Below are 19,913 nucleotides of genomic sequence, written 5' to 3' on the forward strand. Positions count from 1 at the left end.
GAAAAGTTACAGCTTAACAGATTTAAGCTTAACTCGTTGTTGGAAATGACCAAGGCCATCAACAACAACGCCTCGGTGGATGAACTGCTCAGCGTATATGAATCCATCATCCGTGATCAGCTCGGTGTGAGTAAATTGATGCTGTTCAACGAGCAAAATAATTGGGATTGCCTGTTGAGCTTTGGTATTCAGGGCGAGATTAACCTGAACCCTCTGGAGCTCTTCAGCCGGTACGAGGGCATCAGTGTTTTGGAGAGCAACTCGTTTCTTGAGCAAGCCGGATTCGATGTGCTCATCCCGGTGTATCACCAAAGCCAACCCCTTGCGTTTTTAATTATTGGCGACATTGATGAGGACGAAATCAAGATCAGTCCTACCATCAAGCACATGAATTTCATTCAAACCATCACCAACATTCTGGCGGTGGCCATTGAGAACAAGCGCCTTGCCAACGAAAACATCATCAAGGAGCGGATGAATAAAGAGCTGGAACTGGCTGCGGAAATGCAGGCAATGCTTGTTCCGGAGCAATTTCAGGTACCACATGGAATGGAGGTTGCAGCCTACTACCAGCCTCATCAACAAGTTGGTGGCGACTACTACGACGTGATACCGCTCAACAACAACGAAGTTATATTCTGCATGGCAGATGTGAGCGGGAAAGGAGTTTCAGCCGCTTTTTTGATGGCGAATTTCCAGGCCAACCTTCATGCGTTGGTTCAATACACTGATTACTCACTGAGCGATATGGTTGAAGTGCTGAACAACCGTGTAAACCAAAGTACGCGGGGCGAGCGATTCATCACACTGTTCATTGCCCGGGTAAACTTCAAGCAGCAGAGCCTACGATACATCAATGCTGGTCACAACCCGCCCGTGCTCATGCATCAGGATGAACTTTACCTTTTGGAGAAAGGATGCATCGGTTTGGGTATGCTGGAGGACATCCCCCGTGTGGAAGAAGGAAACATCCGTCTGAAAAAAACCAATACTCTGCTGCTTTACACCGACGGACTTACGGAACTGGAAAACCCCGAAAAGGAAGCTTTCGGGTTGGAACGACTGGGTGAAACGATGCTGATGAACAAACACCTCAGCATGACAGCATTGAACGAAGCAATCGTGGATGAGATGGAACAATTCAGAAAGTCTGCTTCCTACTTTGACGACACCGCCCTACTCAGCTGCCGATTCAGCTTTACTTAAAGGCTCTTTACCGCGGTTGATGTGGTAGAGCTCTATGGATACGATGATGGCGATGAAGCCCCAAAAGGGAACCGACGCCTTGTCGGTATCGAGGTAGTTGTTCAGCACCCCGTGGGTTACATAAGTGATGAGCCCAAGGATCACACCCATTAGTAAAATCTTCATTTCGGGGTCTTCAATGCGGTAGTACAAGCGAATGCCCCTCACCAAAACCACGGTTACCAGAAAACCAAAGGTGAGCATACCCAACAATCCCGATTCAGCGAGTGGCCCCAGGTATTCTGAGTGTGCGTTACCGCCGTCGCCAAAATTGGTACTGATGATGGTTTTTTCGTAAGAAAACTGGTAGGTAGCGTACTGAAACTGGTAGGTTCCGGGGCCGAAACCAAACACGGGCCTGTCCTGAAACATTCTGATGGCGCAGTTCCAGCGCAGCAGCCGCTCAAGGTTGGATGCGTCGGAAGAAATATTCGAAATGGACTGCACGTGCTCGCCAAAATCGTCGGAGCTGTCCTGCTCATTACGCTCCAGCTCCAGCATTATCTGGTCGTAATTGGCAAGAAAAAGCCCACCCAAAATCACTCCCAACAGCACCAGAAGTTTAAAGTCAATTCTGAGCTTCATCACCACAAAAACACCAAAGGCCACCACCAGGCTGATCCATGCTGCACGGGTATATGAAAGAATAATTCCCACCGCGAAAATCAACACCACCACCAAAACTCCCATGCGCAAGATGGCACCGTATCGTTTATTAAACAGAAACCCGATGGTGAGCGGAAAGAACATGGCCAGCAGTGCGCCGTAAGACGTATGATCCTTGTAAAAAGGCTCCATAACCCAATGGGCTGTTTCGTGCGAAAACGCATAGGTAGAGTGTCTGATCACGGTGTAGAGAATCACCCCTGTGAGCGGAATGATGTACAACCACACATAGCGCTTCATGTTGTGGTAGTCCGCAAAAATCTCTTTGGCAAAAAAGTAGCAAGCAGTGATGAACCACAACTTAACCGTAAAGAACTTGATGGAAACCACAAACATGCTACTGGTGAAGGAGGTAATCAGAATCCACCCCAAATAGATGAGTATAGAAATGGTGATGGGGTGTTTCAAAAACCGCTTACTGATGCCGTCTCCCGCAAGCACACGCATCAGGTAAAGCACCATGATACCGAATAACAAAGGCTCGGTGGGCATGTAAAAACCAGCCTGAATCACTTCGAACTTATCCAGATTGATGGACAGTGGCGTAAAAAATACCACGAACAGCAGCACCTTATCAGCAGCAAAAAGCGCTGCAATCACAACAAGCACCGCCAGCGGATAAGCCAGGGCAAAATAGTACTCATTGGCGATGAGGTAAAAATTAAGCAGTATCCCCAGCGCAAGTAGCAGGTAAACCTGATATGGCTTTAAGGCGGTTATCAATCTTTTGTCTGCCGCTTCTCAAAAAGGAGAAGAATCACCAAAGCAACCAGTAAGGACGAGATCAGAGCCGTGACCACAATCAGCCATCGCACAGGCAACGCTTTTTTGTCGGCCACTTCGGGAGCCGCCACGGTTTGGGTATAACTCAATTCACGGTTTACATCGCGAAGAATGGTTTGGTACTCTACCAATAGGTCGTTGTAGTTCAGGTGACCCATTTCGCTCATTTGGGTAAGCGCCATAAAAACGCCTCCTTTCTCTCCAAGCTCATCGAGCATCTTGCGCACCTCATCAATTCTGGATTGAGGAACCCGGGTTTCGCTCAACATTTTGAGGTAACCTTCCGTGATTCGTTCCGTTTGAATTTCGTAGTCCAAAAGCCCGCTGCCACGACGCAGCTCACTCAGCTCGGTGTTGATAGAATCAAGCAGGCTTTTCTGAAAATCCAGCGACCCCTGGGCAATCTTGAGTTGCTCAAGGGCAATGTCGCGGTGAAGTTTACGCGCCTTATAATTGAGCTGCTGAATCAATTCATTGGCAATATCCCGAGCCCTCACCGGCGATTCGTCAAACACCTCAATTTTTACCGACTCAAAATTGGTACGCGAAACCACAATGTGATCGTTGTACTCATTAAGCAGGTTATGCCTGAATCCCTCCTTGTTTGGGTTTAGTTCATAGACCTCGGCAAGATTATACTTCTCGATAATGCTGTCGCGAATACTTGTACTTTGAAAAAGCTGCAACAGCTGTTCAGTTAAGGATTCACTGCCATAAGCCCTGAGGTTGATTGGGTACACGATGGCCACCGATTTGAACTTAGGGGTGATAAATGCCGGGCCTGAAAAAACAGTGGCACCAACTACGGCAACTATAGCTATGACGATAAGGAGCTTGAAACGCCTGCGAATAATCTGCACAAGCATTCCGAAGGTAAAGTTGTTTTGTTCCATGTTAAAAGTGGGATAATCTGCTTACGAGTTTCTTGCGAAGGCGCAAAAATAGCAAAAGAAGAAGATGGGTAAACTACATTTTTTGTCTGATAATCGCTGCCAACTGGCGAAACGATAACATGCCCGTTATTGCTGCCCATAGCAGGCTAAACGCCGCCATGATAAATAAATTGTATAGCACATGAAAGGTCAACTCGCTGCTTAACCACCCCAGGCCAATCACCCCTGCAGCGAATAATATGAAATTGCGGGCCAGTTTGAGGTCGGGTTTCAGACCGAAAACCCGCAAGGCAAGATACATTTGTGCCAGCGCCGTGAGTAGCTGCGTAATCAGGCTTGCAGCCGCAGAACCGAGGGCCTGGTAGTGCGGAATCATCCAGAGGTTCAGAATTATATTCAACACCATTCCTGCAGCCGCTAAATAATTGAGCCACCGCACACTTCCATTGGCAGTGAGTAAGGTGCCAAAAATATATGTTCCGCATACGGCCACAAAGCAAGCCATCAGCACGGCAAAACTGGCTGCTGCCTGCTCACCGATTTGCACATAGCGCAATTCCAGTAAGGCCTCTGCGTGAAACACGCAACCAACAGCCAGAATCAAAGCACCCGACATCAGCGTTTTAAACGACAGCCGCAGCAAGTCATCAATCATCTGCTTGTCGCCAATCATCTTAGAGAAAATGGGCAGCAGGAGCACTGCAAAAAGATAGGCTATCATGTTAGATGCCTCGAAAAAGCGAAATCCCTGGGCGTACACACCGGCATGGTAGGCCCCATCGGGCAGCATGCGCTCCAGCATCACGCTGTCTGATCGGTAATAGATGGTCATCAACAAAACCAGCAAAGCATAGGGGGCGCTCTGTTTCAAAATCATATACGTGAAGGGTACATTCCACTGAAGACGCACACTTCCTGATTCGCGCAGCACAAGAATGGCCGCAAACAGCGCCGTAAAGCCGTAGGCAGCGGTCTGGCTGTACACAAACCACTCAATTTCAAACGGGCGATTTACCCATCCACCCCATAGCAAAGCACCGCAAACACCGATAAGTAGCAATCTATCCAACACAGACACTATGCTGTCTTGCACAAAGCGATGCAGGCCCGCCAGATTACTGCGGAAGTACAACACAAAAGCCACCAGAACCTGGTTGAAACCCAGCACCCACAAAATCCACATTTGATCTTTGCTATATCCGAGCAGCCAACCGGCAAGCGCAATGAGCACAAGATAACCTACAGCAAGCAAAGCCCGAACTGCTATAATGTTGGAGAAGTGTTTGTGCAATAACTGCCGGTGCTGGGCTATGTTGCGTGTATTGAAATTGGTGATGCCTGCGTCCAGAAAAATGTTCAGTAGAAACGACAGGCTGATCAGCGCAAAGTAATTTCCATAGGCTTCTTCACCCACCTGTTTCAATACCTCAGCGTCGATACCAAGGATGTAAAACGGCTTTACCAGCAGATTCAAGACCAGTACAAAGGCCAGATTGAGAATAAACTTGCGCTGCATGAGTCAGATGAGACCGAAACGCCGGCAAAGTAACAAAATTGCACCTGCAACAAACTGTTAGTGGCAACACCTTTGTGCCTGTTTCTGCGAAAATATTCTACTTTCGGCCTGCCACTTTCACCTGCATCTACCTTGGTCATTGCCGTAAATACGCGCCTGCTATTGCCCAACAGGCTTGAGGGAATCGGTCGTTTCAGCTTCGAAACGCTGCAGCGCATGGTGCATGCCCACCCCGAACACCAATTCGTATATGTGTTTGACAGAGACTGGGATGAGCAATTTATCACCGCCAATAACATCACGCCCGTTGCGGTTTCACCTCAGGCAAGGCACCCCCTTCTATGGAGAATATGGCTCGACTACAGCGTGCCGCGCGCTATTAAGCGGTTTAAACCCGATTTGTTCTTATCGCCCGATGGCTTTCTGAGTCAGCGGTTAACCATTCCTCAGGTGCCCGTTATTCACGATCTTAATTTTGAGCACTACCCAGGCGATTTACGCGCCTCACATAGCCGATATTATCGAAAATACATGCCCCGTTTTGCCAGCATCGCGAAGCGCATTGCCACCGTTTCGGAGTTCTCCAAAAACGATTTGGTGCAACAATACGGCGTGGACTCCCATAAAATTGACGTAGTGTACAACGGTGTGAGCGCGCAATTTAATCCGACCGATAAAAATAAGATCAACAGCTTCAAAGAGCAGTTCACCAACGGACAGCCCTATTTTCTGTTTGTTGGGTCCATGCACCCCCGAAAAAACATTCAGCGCTTGCTGCAGGCCTTTGATCTGGCCCGAAAAAAAATTCTGAAACCCCACAAACTGGTACTGGCAGGAGAAAAATACTGGTGGAACGACGATATCAAACAGAGCTATGAACAGATGGAGTTTCGCGATGACGTGGTTTTTACAGGTCGCATATCCAACGAGCTATTGGTAATGGCTTTATCAGGCGCAACGGCCCTTACGTTTGTGCCCTATTTCGAAGGCTTTGGTATTCCCATCCTCGAAGCCTTTGCCACGGGCTGTCCGGTCATCACGTCGAACATCACTGCCATGCCCGAGGTATCCGGTGAAGCTGCCCTGCTCGTAAACCCCTTCTCAGAAGAAGTGATTGCCGAAGCCATGGCCCGTATGGCACAAGAGCCGCAACTTGCTCTTAGTCTTGCCACCAAAGGCGCAGAGAGAGTGGGGCAATTCACCTGGGAACGCACCGCGAATGCCCTTTGGAAAACCATTGAGCGCAGCCTTGGATAAGTTACGATCATACCACCAACGCGGTGTTGTTGAGGCAGGTTGCGACGAAGCCGGCCGCGGATGTCTGGCAGGACCCGTAGTTGCAGCTGCGGTAATTCTCCCTCATCGAGTGCGAATTGCAGGATTGAACGACTCTAAAAAGCTACCCGCCTCCAAACGCGACCAATTGCGTGGCGAAATTGAAAAAAAGGCCTTGAGCTGGGCCATCGGCGTCGTATCGCCCGAAGAAATTGACCGCATCAACATCCTGAATGCCTCCTTTCTGGCCATGCACCGGGCGCTCGACCAGCTTCAACAAGATCCCCAGCACCTGTTGATTGACGGAAACCGCTTCAAGCCTTACGGCAATTTACCACACACCTGCTTTGTGAAAGGCGACGGACGTTTTCTGGCCATTGCCGCGGCTTCCATCCTGGCCAAAACCTACCGCGACGAACTGATGTGCCGGCTTCACGAAGCATTTCCACAATACGGCTGGAATCAAAACATGGGGTATCCCACCGTGGCCCATCGCACCGCCATTCTTCAGCACGGATTAACGAGCCATCATCGCACCACCTTTCGCGTGGTTGACCCGCAGCTCAAGCTCAAACTCTGAGGTACCCTTTTCACAGGCACATGTGTAAAGTACGTTGATCGGAGCGTAGCGCCAAGGCATTGGACCGATACCTTTGGCCCAAAGTCCGCAAGCCATGATTCGCAGGTATTTTCTTGCTGTTTTTGTAATGATGATCATCGGAGCGATGGTTTACGGTTACCTCGCATTCAAGCGCTTTAACACCCCGGTGAGTCACATCCTGATGGCTGCTCCCAAAGAATCTGCGCTCATCATCGAAACAAGTGACGCCACCAAATTGTGGGAAAAACTCACCCACACCAGTGTTATCTGGGAAGAGCTCAAAACAGCCGAAAGCTTTGCCCTGGCCGATGGCGTAGGGATTTACCTGGACTCACTGCTGCAACTCGACCCCTTGCTGCTCAATCAGCTCAGAACCAAAAAAGCCATGGCCGTGGCCGCACCTTCAGGCCCCCACAGGTATTGCATGCTCATAGCACTGAACACACCAACCAACCTTACCGAGGTCGGTGTTCACCAGGCGGTGCGCGGTTTTTTACCTCCTTCAACTGTAGAAACCGAACGCAGCTACGACGACAACACCATTCACACTGCCCGGATAGACGAGCATACAATTCACTGGGCTTACCGCGACGGGATTGTGCTCTTTTGCACTGAAACCATTCCGCTGGAAGAAGCCCTTCGGAATTTACGCACCTCACAATCGCTGCTAAACGACAAGCATTTTAAGAAGGTAGCCAAAACCGCGGGTTTGTACGCCGACGCCAATGTCTATATCAACTACAAGGCATTTGGCAACTGGATGAAATCACTGCTGGGGCAGCAAGGCAAACGCGCTCCGGTGCTCAACACCCAACTGGCGGGGTGGTCGGCCCTGGACCTTACAGCCAAGGCCAACCAGATATTGCTCAACGGGTTTGTACACGTATCCGACAGTGCCAATCACTTTTTCAGGGTTTTCAACGGACAAAAACCAAAACCATTACGGGTAAGCAAATTGCTACCCTCTCATACCGCCAGTCTGCTGCATTTGGGCCTGAGTCATTTTCCGAGTTATTACCAAAGCTATCGCGAGTTTTTACGCACTGAGGGGTCTCTCGGCAAGCGCGACCTTCAGATCGATCAACTCAACCAACAGTGCGAAAAAAACATCGAAGAACTCTGTACCGGCTGGATACACGCAGAGGTGGCCATTGCCATCGCTGAACCGCGAAGCAACGATATTGATCCGCACAAGTATCTCCTTTTCTCAACCTCCGGTAAGAACGAAGGCTGGAAACAACTTTCAGAGCTGAGCGCCGCGCTCGGTTATGACCCCGTTTCGTACGAAATGTTTGGCCAGCCGGTAATGGAGATCAACACAGCCGACGCCTTCCGGATTTTGTTGGGAGCGGCATTCAATGGATTTGAAGAAGCAGTGGTTACGGCTCTGGATGATTTTGTGATTCTTTCTAACTCAGCCTCTGCCATGCGAACGCTTCTGCAGCACTATCAGGCGGGAAATACACTGAAAAAAGACACCCATTTTGCGGCTTTTTCAAACAACCTGGCCGACAAGTCGAATTTACTTTACTACAGCGGAATTGCCCGTTCGCCGGCACTTTTCAAGGAGTATCTCAGTAAGGACGGGCAACGCTGGGCCGACCGCGAGCTCGAAACCATTCGGCGATTTGAGGGCATCGGCTACCAGCTTTCGGCGAGTGGCGACCTGTATTACAGCAACATCTACCTGAGTCACAACCCTGTTTACACGCAGGAAAGCGGTGCTTTCTGGGAGCTGGCACTCAATGACTCCATTACTTTTGGTCCGCAATTGGTGCTGAATCACTACACCCAATCAAGGGAAATTCTCGTTCAACTTGGCAACCAATCGCTTTCGCTGATCAGTAATACAGGCAAGGTGCTTTGGAACCGCGAACTCAAGGAGCCCATCCTCGGTAAGATTCATCAGATAGACCGCTACAAAAACGGCAAGCTGCAACTGCTCTTCAACACGGCATCGCATGTTTATCTCATTGACCGAAACGGTAAGCACGTGGAAGGATTTCCGGTGAAATTGAAGGACAAAGCCTCTGCGCCGCTGGGATTGTTTGATTACGACGACAACCGCGATTACCGAATGCTCGTTCCGCTGGCAAACAAGAGCTCATTGCTCTTTGGCCCTGACGGGATAGCCATCAAAGGATGGAAGGCGGGCTCAACCCATGGCCTGGTGAAAGACCAGCCCGTTCACCTTCGTCTGGGCAACAAAGACTACGTGTTTATGTGTGATGAAGGAGGAAACATCTACCTCCTGAACCGGCAGGGAAGCTCCAGGCACAAGGTGAAAGCCACCATAGAGGGCAGGTCAGCCAACCCTGTGTTTATTCAGCGTGGCAAAGACATCAAACAATGCCAGTTGCTCTATACAGACACGATGGGAAATATTGTGAGTCTTGGATTTGATAACAACGTAAGCAAGAGCAGCGTGGGCTTTGCCACTAAGCACACCATGACGGCCGCCGACCTTAACCAGGATGGATTGCTCACGGTGTACCTCAGCACCGACAACAAGTTATGGGTGATTCAGCCTGATGGAACAGTGGTTTGCCAGTACAAACACGACGGTTTGGCTCTACGCCCGAGGGTTTTCCGCCAACAAGACAAAACGCGCATCGCAGTGCTGAGTCAAGCCGAGGAAATGATCTATATCCTGAACGAAAACTGCAAGCCAGCCGATTACCTGCCCATGTACGCGCGGGGCAGCTTTACCGTGGGCGACATTAACAAAGATGGTATTTTGAATGTGGTGGCCATCGGAGCGCCCAATACATTGCATGTCTATAACCTGGAATAGAAAAATGGTTTCAAGCCGAATCCGACGGTTGTTGTGAGAGGCTGTCTATACATTCAGCGAGCCCAGTTAGCCCGGAATGACTACGTGCCTGCGGAATGTAGATTTTGAATCCAAGAGCGACGGAAGAAATATGCTTAACGTACAGACACCGGTTAGCGTCGGCTGAGCCTGATTTGCATCCCTTTGCGAAGGGGAGTATCCCGACTCAGTTCATTGTAGCGTTCCAGCCGATTGAGTTTTACCGCGTGAAGTTGGGAAATATCACGCAGCGTTTGCCCCTCCTCCACAACGTGTACAGAAGCTCCTGCGGCCCGATTGCGTTTGGGTTTGATGTACACTCGCTCGCCTTCTGAGAGAGGACGCACCGACTTATCGTCGTTGTATTTCTGGAGCTGCCACTTGTTCAACTGAAGATCATCGGCTATTCCTTTGTAGGTTTCGCCTTCGCGGGCAAACACAAACTGTGCGCGGTTGTCGGTTTGCATAATCTGACGACCCAGATGAAAATCAAGCTCTGCTCCCTTTCCCGATGTTGGTTTGGAGGTTTGACCGGCAGGCTTGCGTTGCGCCACGCGCTCTTTGCCCTGACCGGCGCGATCAAAGCGCTGAAGGTCATTCTCCTCAATAATGCGGATCAGCAACTGCGGATACTTTGGATTGGTGGCGTACCCCGCTTTTTTAAGGCCGTGCGCCCACCCCTTGTAATCGGTAGATTTCAGCTTGAACAATTCGGCGTAGCGCGGTTTGAGCAGGAACTGCGAGTGATCTTCAAACGACTCTCGCGCGTTTTTGTACTTTCGGAAGCATTCGTTTTTGGCATCATCGTCTTTGTACACACCCGGGCCATTCCAACCGTGGCATTTAATACCGAAGTGATTGTTGGCTTTTCGGGCGAGCATACTGTTGCCGTCGCCGCTTTCCAGAATTCCCTGTGCCAGCTTGATACTTGCAGGAATACCGTATTTGTGCATATGGCTAATGGCCTCGTCTTTCCAGGTTTCGATGTATTGCTGGCGGGATATACGGCCACCCGGATCATCGGATGCCACGAGTTGCAAGGACCACATCATCGCGGCGACGACCACAAGCAACTTGCTGTTGAATACTTTCTGCTCCATACGTTTCACAAAGTTACACCCACCTCGCCCCGCCTTTGGGTTCGCTATGGTTGATTTTAAACGTTGCGATGTTAGCTTTGAGTGTTAAGAATCGTGCCAGGGCAATCGAAAATTGGGCTGGAGACCTTGAAGAACCTCGAATGCATGCCGATTCACGGCAACTAGTCTCGACCATCCATCTGCCTCAAAATAAGCCGGATGTCAGATATTGCACTCACCCCAAACTCAAAAAAACCAACACGGGTTGCAGGACCATCAGCCCATCTATCCAAAAGGCGTGGTAAAACTCATTGGTGACCCTTTTGCTTCGATCGATGATTACAAGGGCCACTGCTGCTGAGACCAGCATTGCCATCCAGGTAAAAAAGCAGTACTCTTTCAGTAGAAAAAGGATGCTTGTTATGAGGGCAAACGCACCCATCAACCCCAGTGAAATGCGCAGGGCACCTCCCGCCCCACGCATTTGCGGCAAGGTTTTCTGACGTGCTGCATCGTATTGCACATCGCGCACATCAAAGGGGATGGTGAGGGCGGCAATCCAACAACTTCGTTCCAAAAACAGCAGCAGCATTGCCGTTGCACCCATCTCCGGCTTAAAGTACCACAGCGGCAAGGCTACCGTAACCATGGCCCAGGTAAGCACAATCACCCATAGTTTGGCACCCGGTACATCGCGCAAAGCCAGCCAATCACCTGCCACAGGAATAACAGGAACCACATAGACAGCGGTAATCAGGGCCAATGGAAGAAGAGCAATAAGAAATTCAACAGGAAAAACCCAGACCGCCCATACTACTGTCATCACCAAAGTAAACACAAACCACATGGTAAGCGCCTTGCGACTTCTCAGCAGCCAGTTTACCCGTGTGGATTGCAGTCGCAAACTCCAACGGTTAAAGCGTATCAATCGGTGAAAGGTATAGCCCGCCGCAGTGGAGAAAAAAACGAGCCACGCCATTGCCGCGCCCGGCCGCTCAATCAACCAGCAGGTTTGGGCCGTTATGAGTGCGGCGCCCAGCGCAATCCACAGGTTTCCGAAAAGCAGGAGTCTGAAAACCGGTTTCAATTCTGCTCTCAATGTGTACTCAGCGAATACCTTCTACGTTATTGGCCAGCACAGAGTACAACAGTACACCGGCTACCGTTCCGATAACGCTGCCTTTGAGCCCCTGAATCATCTGACGGCTCCGCGCATTCCGGGCAAAGCCCGCACGGTAGGGATCGGTTTTCATGGATGGATCATGCATATAGCGCTCCTTGATGTGGATGGGCGGAATGGCCGTACCCAGCGTCCAGACAATCGGCGTTGAAACCGCGAAAATGCTGTTCTGCCAGGCGAGACCTCCCAGTAAACCAAAGGCAGCTCCGCCCCAAAAAGCCAGCGGAGCCTTGTAATTCAGCATGGCATCGCGTTGGCCGAGCATAAACTCTTCCATCTCACGCACAGTGTAGTCATTGCCATACTCGGGTTGGTACTCGTAAAGAATTTGGCGATTTCCGTCGGAACCAATAATGGCAAACACTTCATCGCGGGATACGTAGGTTTCCTTTCTCTTCTCGGGTCGAAGGCTCTTTCTGTTTTTTTCCACCAGCGCGTCCAGTTCGGCGCGTGTTAGCTGGTCGCCTTTTCGCTCGGCAATTTCATAGCGCAGATTCTCATTGTACTGCCGGATACGCTGATTGCGTAGACTGTTCTTGTCGTAGGTGAAACGAATATCAATGAATGCCGAATCATTGAAATGAAAAACCTCAAGCTGGCGGCCGTTCATCATCTCAAAAACATACTGGGCTTTCAACTCGCTCAATAAACACAAGAGCAAAGCCGAACAAAGTGCAATCCGAATGGTTTGAGTCATGCGTCAAAAATAGAAATCCAACGCAAATGAATACACAATGCGCGCCGCGTTTTCCAAGGCGATTAGTATGTATCTTTGCGGCAAATTTAAGCCCCAGGCATTATGTCACACCACAGTAAATTTGAAAGACGACACCTCGGCCCTCGTCAGGAGCAGGTAAAATCCATGCTTCAAACATTGGGTCTGAACAGTATGGAAGAACTCATCCACGAAACCATTCCCGACAATATCCGCCTGCAGCAAGCGCTCAACCTCGAGGAGGGAATGAGCGAGTTTGAGTACCTCTCTATGCTGCGTGAAAAAGCAGCTAAAAACACCATCAACAAGACCTATATCGGAATGGGTTACTCGCCCACGATTGTTCCTGCTGTGGTTCAGCGCAATATTCTTGAAAATCCGGGATGGTACACGGCGTACACACCTTATCAGGCTGAGATTGCTCAAGGTCGATTGGAGGCTTTGCTCAATTTTCAGACGGTGGTAAGCGACCTGTGTGGTCTGGAGCTCGCCAACGCATCGCTGCTGGATGAAGCCACCGCTGCTGCCGAAGCCATGATTATGAGCTACAACCTCAGAAGTCGGGAAGCCGTGAAATCAGGGGTTCAGAAGTTTTTTGTGGACGCCGAGGTATTTCCGCAGACACTTGAGGTTTTGAAAACCCGTGCCGTTCCGCTTGGCATTGAATTGGTTGTAGCCAATTGGCAAGAACACACCCTGGACGGCAGCTACTTCGGAGCCATGCTCCAATATCCCAACAATACCGGGAAGGCCTGTGATTACCGATCATTTACCGAAACAGCCCGCGCACTCGGAATTCTGGTTTCCGTTGCCACCGATTTGATGAGTCTTGTGTTACTTACACCTCCCGGCGAATGGGGCGCTGACATCGCTTTTGGCAACAGCCAGCGCTTTGGCGTTCCAATGGGTTACGGCGGACCTCACGCGGCTTTCTTTGCTACCAAAGAGGAGTTCAAGCGACAGGTTCCGGGTCGTATCATTGGTGTGTCCAAAGACCGTCACGGAAACCAGGCCTTGCGCATGGCCCTGCAAACCAGAGAGCAGCACATCAAGCGCGAAAAAGCAACCTCAAATATCTGTACAGCCCAGGCTTTGCTGGCCGTGATGGCATCCATGTACGCAGTTTATCACGGTCCTGATGGTCTGAATGCCATCGCGTCTGAGATTAACGGAAAAACCCGTTGGCTCGAAAAGGAGCTCAATAACATGGGCTTCAAAAACCAAAACGAGTACTATTTCGACACGCTGAAAATCAACATGAAAGAAGGCGTATCGCAAGAATCACTGCGCGGTGCGGCTGAGAAAGCAGGTTTGAACCTTCGCTATTTTGCGGATGGAAGCGTAGGCATCAGTTTACACGAAGCTGTCACAACCGCCGATCTTTTAGAATTGCGCTCGGTGTTTGCGGGCGCTGCAGGATCCAGCGGAAGCACCGGTGCTGAGGTACAACCCGAATTGCACCTCCACCCTCAGCTTAAGCGTAGCTCAGCATTTCTTACGCACGAGATTTTCTCGATGTACCACTCAGAGTCTGAGATGATGCGCTACATGAAGCGTCTGGAAAACAAAGATCTGTCGCTTACCCACTCCATGATATCCTTAGGCTCCTGCACCATGAAACTGAACGCAGCCAGCGAGTTGCTTCCGCTAACCTGGCCGGAATTCTCAAACATCCACCCCTATGTGCCGGCTGAACAAGCGGCGGGCTATGTAGAGATCATCAACGAGTTGGGCGAAATGCTCTGTGAAATTACCGGCTTTGATGCGGTTTCTTTTCAACCCAATTCGGGTGCGCAAGGAGAGTATGCCGGACTGATGGCCATTCGCGGGTACCACGAGGCTCGTGGTGAAGGTCACCGCAATGTGATGCTCATTCCCTCTTCTGCACACGGAACCAACCCTGCCAGCGCAGTGATGGCCGGGATGGAGGTAGTGGTAGTGAAGTGCGACGAAAAAGGAAACATCGACGTGGCTGATCTTCGGGCCAAATCCGAAGCGCACTCAGCCAACCTTTCGGGTTTGATGGTGACTTATCCATCAACGCACGGAGTATTTGAGAAGGCCATCATTGAAATCAATGAGATTGTTCACCAGCACGGCGGCCAGGTGTATATGGACGGAGCCAACATGAACGCGCAGGTAGGTTTAACCAACCCCGGAAGCATCGGTGCCGATGTTTGTCACCTGAACCTGCACAAAACCTTTGCAATTCCTCACGGAGGAGGAGGCCCCGGCATGGGCCCCATCTGTGTGAAGGCCCACCTGGAACCATTCCTCGGAAGGCATGCAGTGACACACCCCGCGCAGGATGGCAACAACCGCTCCATTGCGGGTGCCCACTACGGCAGTGCCTTGATTTTGTTGATTTCTTACGGCTACATCAAAATGCTTGGTGGTGAAGGCGTAACACGTGCCACGGAGTACGCTATTCTGAACGCCAACTACATCAAGCAAAAACTGGATGGTCACTACTCCGTACTCTACACGGGGGAGCGCGGCTTTGCTGCCCACGAGATGATTATTGATTGTCGCATGTTCAAAAACAGCGCCGGCATTGAAGTGGCAGACATTGCCAAGCGACTCATTGACTACGGTTTTCACGCCCCAACGGTGTCCTTTCCCGTGGCAGGCACGATGATGATTGAACCCACGGAAAGTGAATCACTTGAGGAATTGGATCGTTTCTGCGAAGCAATGATTAAGATTCGTGATGAAATCAGAGCCATAGAGAAGGGAGCCGCCGACAAAGAGCAAAACGTATTGCGCAACGCTCCGCACACGGCTATGGAGGTAACGGCAGATAGCTGGCCCCACCCCTACTCACGGCAAGAAGCTGCCTACCCCGCAGAATATCTACGCAACTGGAAGTACTGGGCCCCGGTAGCTCGTGTTGACAACGCATACGGCGACCGGAACCTTATATGTACTTGTCCCTCCATTGAATCATACGAAACGGCAATGCCCGCCTGAGTGAGACGCAACCCTGAAAAATGAGGGTTGCAGGATTTTAATGGTGGTAACTTTTTCCACAAGAAAGCAGTGCAAAAACAAGCACTGCTTTTCTTTTTTCAGGGATTTAATGTTACTTTTGGCCTAACAAAATTGTTGCTAATCATTCACTAAAATCACCTATTATGAAGAAAATTTACCTTTTTGCGGCTTCGCTTTTGGTAGGTTCTGCAGCTATCGCTCAGTCCGCTAACGAGATTGCCCAGCCGCTTCGCGGAGACGCGGGCATCCCCGTTCAAATGCAGGATGATCGCCCGACTCAAAAACCATATCAAACTGATAATCAGCGTTTTACGATTATTTGGGAAGATGATTTTTCAGACGGAAACAACTGGACATTCAACAATAATGCATCTCCTCCCACTGACTGGTTTATCACCACAGATCTCAACGCTCCACCATTTGGAGCCCTAACCCCCATTCAGACACCTACTGCTGAAAACGGTTATGCACTGGTAGATGGTGACTCGCAAGGCGACGGTTCAGAGCAAGACTGCAACCTGCGCATGGCCAATCCTGTTGACCTCAGTGGTCATGACTTCGTGAACCTCCGTTTTTATTGTGTAACCCGTAACTGGAGCTCTACTTACACAGTGCGCGTAAGTAACGACGGTGTGAACTGGACAAATTTCCCGGTGCTTGAACACATCACCACCAACGTAAACACTGAGAACCCCGAATTGGTGGTAGTGAACATTACAAGCGTGGCTGCTAACCAGGAAACTGTGTGGGTTGAGTTTAACTTCTCTGCATCATGGGGATGGTTCTGGGCTATAGATGATGTAAGTATTGTTGTGCCTGACGACAATGACCTTACCATACAAACCCCACGTTACAGCAATCACGATCCTGAAGCAGATAGCTGGTGTAACCTTCCCTACTCTACCTACCCGGAGTCTCAAGTACGTCCATTGGTTTTCAATGCTGTAGCTTTCAACGCAGGAACTGAAGAGCAAACAGGTGTAACCCTGGAAGTAAACGTTACCGGACCTGAAGGACTGGACGTTACCGTGAGCAGTGCGTCAACCTCTGTACCTGCCGGTGAAACTGCTTATCTTGAACTCGCTCCCTGGACTCCTCCTGCTGTGGAAGGTACCTACACAATCACCTACACCATCCTTCAGGATCAGGAAGACGCCAATCCGGACGATAACGTAGCCACCCGCTCCTTCAATGTATCACCAGGTGAGTTCGCACGCGATTCTCAATCGCTAAATGCTGTAGCAGGTTTGGGCCTTGATGACTTCTGGGGAGGTAATGGGTACTGCTTTGATGAGCCGGGAGAAATCTGGTGCATCGGTGCGGCTATTTCATCAGCCTCAGATATGGGTGCTTTCTTTGACTTTGAAATTCGCGCTTTTGGCACAGGTCTCGATTACGTAGCCAATACTGACCTCCTGGAGGTTACGGCAGATATGATGAACGACGGTGGAGGAAACAACTTTACCTACGCCTGGTTAGAAGGCGGAATCACAGTACCTGTATTCCCCGGTGATGAGTACGTGGCCATGTTCCACACTTTTGCCGGCAACGAGCAGGCAACCATTGGTATCAGTGGGCAGTCACCTGACTTCTCTACTTACCTGATTGCTGAGTTTGCTGAGCAAAGTTGCGACCCATGTTTCACCGGTTCTACCTACATGGTGCGTATCGGTATGAGCGAAGAGTGGTGCGATGCCAATGTAGTCACCAGCATTGACGAAATTGAGCGCGTGACTGTTGAGGAACTTTACCCCAACCCAACCGTTGGTTTCACCACGCTGGAGTTCAGCTTGCTTGAGACTTCAAATGTGCAGGTATTCCTGTTCGATAACATGGGACGTATCGTAATGAACAAAGACTACGGTGTGCAGCCTGCCGGTGAGCACCGCTTTGAGTACGACTTCTCTAATGTAGCCCCCGGAATGTATTCATTCAGCATTCGCGCAAACAACAGCTACACTACCAAGAAACTGGTGATCAAATAAGACCACCCATTCTTACAAAAAAAAAGGCAGCCTTCGGGCTGCCTTTTTTTTGTTCAATACTATTTGGTTGGTGTTTAGAGAAGTTCGGGTGGCCTCCCTACAACCGCCTTGTTTCCATGAACCATTATGCGTCGCTCTATCAGCTTAGGGTTTTCGAGCATAATAGTGATCCATTCGTCCGGGGTAAAATCTTTGCCCCGAAATTTCTCCTTGTAAACGGCTTCACCCCTTCGGAGTAAATCCTCCGGCCTTAAATTGAGGTATTTATGCTACATTTGGCTGACATCATTGTTGCTAATCATTCACTAATATCACCTATTATGAAGAAAATTTACCTTTTTGCGGCTTCGCTTTTGGTAGGTTCTGCAGCTATCGCTCAGTCCGCTAACGAGATTGCCCAGCCTCTACGCGGTGACGCGGGCATCCCCGTTCAAATGCAGGATGACCGCCCGGCTCAAAAGCCAATTCAAACCAACAATCAGCGTTTTACAGTGATCTGGGAGGATGATTTTTCAGACGAAAACAACTGGACATTTAACAATAATTCATCTCCTCCTACCGACTGGTTTATCACTACAGATCTCAACGCTCCACCATTTGGAGCCCTAACCCCCATTCAGACACCAACTGCTGAAAACGGTTATGCTCTGGTAGATGGCAACTCACAAGGCGACGGTTCCGAACAGGACTGTAACCTCCGCATGGCCAATCCTGTTGACCTCAGCGGTCATGACTTCGTGAACCTCCGTTTTTATTGTGTAACCCGTAACTGGAGCTCTACTTACACAGTGCGCGTAAGTAACGACGGTGTGAACTGGACAAATTTCCCGGTGCTTGAGCACATCACCACCAACGTAAACACTGAGAACCCCGAATTGGTGGTAGTAAACATTACCGATGTTGCCGCCAACCAGGAAACTGTTTGGGTAGAGTTTAATTTCTCTGCATCATGGGGTTGGTTTTGGGCGGTAGATGATGTAAGTATTGTTGTGCCTGACAACAATGACCTTACCATTCAAACGCCACGTTACAGCATTCACGATCCTCAAGCAGATGACTGGTGTAACCTTCCTTACACCGTTTACCATGTGTCACAAGTGCGCCCATTGACATTCAATGCTGTGGCTTTTAACGCAGGAACTGAAGAGCAAACAGGTGTAACCCTGGAAGTAAACGTTACCGGACCTGATGGACTGGACGTTACCGTAAGCAGTGCCTCAACCTCTGTACCTGCCGGTGAGACTGCTTATCTGGAACTCGCTCCCTGGACTCCTCCTGCTGTGGCTGGAACCTACACCATTACCTACACCATCCTTCAGGATCAGGAAGACGCCAATCCTGACGACAACGTAGCAACCCGTACCTTCAATGTATCATACGGCGAATTTGCACGCGATTCTCAATCACTGGATGCTGTTGCAGCATTGGGTTTTGATGACTTCTGGGGAGGCAACGGATACTGCTTTGATGAGCCGGGAGAAATCTGGTGCATCGGTGCGGCTATTTCATCAGCCTCAGATATGGGTGCTTTCTTTGACTTTGAAATTCGCGCTTTTGGCACAGGTCTCGATTACGTAGCCAATACTGACCTCCTGGAGGTTACGGCAGATATGATGAACGACGGTGGAGGAAACAACTTTACCTACGCCTGGTTAGAAGGCGGAATCACAGTACCTGTATTCCCCGGTGATGAGTACGTGGCCATGTTCCACACTTTTGCCGGCAACGAGCAGGCAACCATTGGTATCAGTGGGCAGTCACCTGACTTCTCTACTTACCTGATTGCTGAGTTTGCTGAGCAAAGTTGCGACCCATGTTTCACCGGTTCTACCTACATGGTGCGTATCGGTATGAGCGAAGAGTGGTGCGATGCCAATGTAGTCACCAGCATTGACGAAATTGAGCGCGTGACTGTTGAGGAACTTTACCCCAACCCAACCGTTGGTTTCACCACGCTGGAGTTCAGCTTGCTTGAGACTTCAAATGTGCAGGTATTCCTGTTCGATAACATGGGACGTATCGTAATGAACAAAGACTACGGTGTGCAGCCTGCCGGTGAGCACCGCTTTGAGTACGACTTCTCTAATGTAGCCCCCGGAATGTATTCATTCAGCATTCGCGCAAACAACAGCTACACTACCAAGAAACTGGTGATCAAATAAGACCACCCAT

General features: G+C 50.0%; 13 protein-coding genes and 1 pseudogene. 7 read left to right on the forward strand and 7 right to left on the reverse strand.

The genetic code is table 11. The features are described from left to right. The first annotated feature begins 45 nt into the window (after positions 1–45). Positions 46–1,206, forward strand: a complete 1,161-nt coding sequence (locus tag EA392_10875) for a hypothetical protein (protein ID TVR38177.1) — start codon at positions 46–48, stop codon at positions 1,204–1,206. On the opposite strand, the gene EA392_10880 is transcribed toward EA392_10875, so the two are convergent. The 3 genes from EA392_10880 to EA392_10890 form a co-directional block, all read right to left on the reverse strand. After that, positions 1,177–2,634 (reverse strand): O-antigen ligase family protein, encoded by a 1,458-nt coding sequence (locus EA392_10880; protein ID TVR38178.1) that lies wholly within the window; start codon positions 2,632–2,634, stop codon positions 1,177–1,179. The genes EA392_10875 and EA392_10880 overlap by 30 nt on opposite strands. Next, a complete protein-coding gene (locus tag EA392_10885; protein ID TVR38179.1) occupies positions 2,631–3,587 on the reverse strand; it encodes a hypothetical protein in 957 nt (318 codons plus the stop codon). The genes EA392_10880 and EA392_10885 overlap by 4 nt, the downstream gene beginning before the upstream one ends. A 73-nt stretch (positions 3,588–3,660) precedes the next feature. Beyond that, entirely contained in the window at positions 3,661–5,103 is a 1,443-nt protein-coding gene (locus tag EA392_10890; GenBank protein TVR38180.1) for a hypothetical protein, read from the reverse strand. 60 nt (positions 5,104–5,163) lie between these two features. On the opposite strand from EA392_10890, the gene EA392_10895 reads away from it, so the two are divergent. The 3 genes from EA392_10895 to EA392_10905 all read left to right on the forward strand — a co-directional run bounded on the left by EA392_10895 (position 5,164) and on the right by EA392_10905 (position 9,773). Next, positions 5,164–6,360: a glycosyltransferase family 1 protein gene (locus EA392_10895; protein ID TVR38181.1), complete on the forward strand. Its 1,197-nt coding sequence runs from the start codon at positions 5,164–5,166 to the stop codon at positions 6,358–6,360. Beyond that, entirely contained in the window at positions 6,323–6,958 is a 636-nt protein-coding gene (locus tag EA392_10900; GenBank protein TVR38182.1) for a ribonuclease HII, read from the forward strand. Before EA392_10895 ends, EA392_10900 begins: the two co-directional genes overlap by 38 nt. Before the next feature lie 94 nt (positions 6,959–7,052). After that, a complete protein-coding gene (locus EA392_10905; protein TVR38183.1) occupies positions 7,053–9,773 on the forward strand; it encodes a DUF3352 domain-containing protein in 2,721 nt (906 codons plus the stop codon). Between the two features lie 152 nt (positions 9,774–9,925). Here EA392_10905 and EA392_10910 read toward each other — a convergent pair whose 3' ends face one another. The 3 genes from EA392_10910 to EA392_10920 form a co-directional block, all read right to left on the reverse strand. After that, positions 9,926–10,891, reverse strand: coding sequence for a LysM peptidoglycan-binding domain-containing protein (locus tag EA392_10910; protein ID TVR38184.1), 966 nt, complete (start codon positions 10,889–10,891; stop codon positions 9,926–9,928). A gap of 214 nt (positions 10,892–11,105) precedes the next feature. Continuing rightward, entirely contained in the window at positions 11,106–11,957 is an 852-nt protein-coding gene (locus tag EA392_10915; protein ID TVR38185.1) for a hypothetical protein, read from the reverse strand. A gap of 19 nt (positions 11,958–11,976) precedes the next feature. Next, positions 11,977–12,747 carry a hypothetical protein gene (locus tag EA392_10920; protein TVR38186.1) on the reverse strand — a complete coding sequence of 257 codons (771 nt, stop codon included), beginning with the start codon at positions 12,745–12,747 and terminating at the stop codon, positions 11,977–11,979. A 102-nt stretch (positions 12,748–12,849) separates the two neighbouring features. Between EA392_10920 and gcvP the strand changes: the two genes are divergently transcribed. Both gcvP and EA392_10930 read left to right on the forward strand, forming a co-directional pair. Next, the gene (gcvP, locus tag EA392_10925; GenBank protein TVR38187.1) at positions 12,850–15,735 is read left to right on the forward strand and encodes a glycine dehydrogenase (aminomethyl-transferring); all 2,886 of its coding nucleotides are present in this window, start codon (positions 12,850–12,852) and stop codon (positions 15,733–15,735) included. Positions 15,736–15,899: 164 nt separating this feature from the next. Continuing rightward, positions 15,900–17,741: a T9SS C-terminal target domain-containing protein gene (locus EA392_10930; GenBank protein TVR38188.1), complete on the forward strand. Its 1,842-nt coding sequence runs from the start codon at positions 15,900–15,902 to the stop codon at positions 17,739–17,741. A 74-nt stretch (positions 17,742–17,815) separates the two neighbouring features. On the opposite strand, the pseudogene EA392_10935 reads toward EA392_10930, so the two are convergent. After that, a pseudogene (locus tag EA392_10935) lies at positions 17,816–18,007 on the reverse strand (arsenate reductase (glutaredoxin)). On the opposite strand from EA392_10935, the gene EA392_10940 reads away from it, so the two are divergent. Next, a complete protein-coding gene (locus EA392_10940; protein ID TVR38189.1) occupies positions 18,008–19,903 on the forward strand; it encodes a T9SS C-terminal target domain-containing protein in 1,896 nt (631 codons plus the stop codon). Positions 19,904–19,913: the final 10 nt, after the last annotated feature.

This window comes from Cryomorphaceae bacterium (assembly GCA_007695365.1).
Lineage (GTDB): Bacteria > Bacteroidota > Bacteroidia > Flavobacteriales_D > SKUL01 > SKUL01.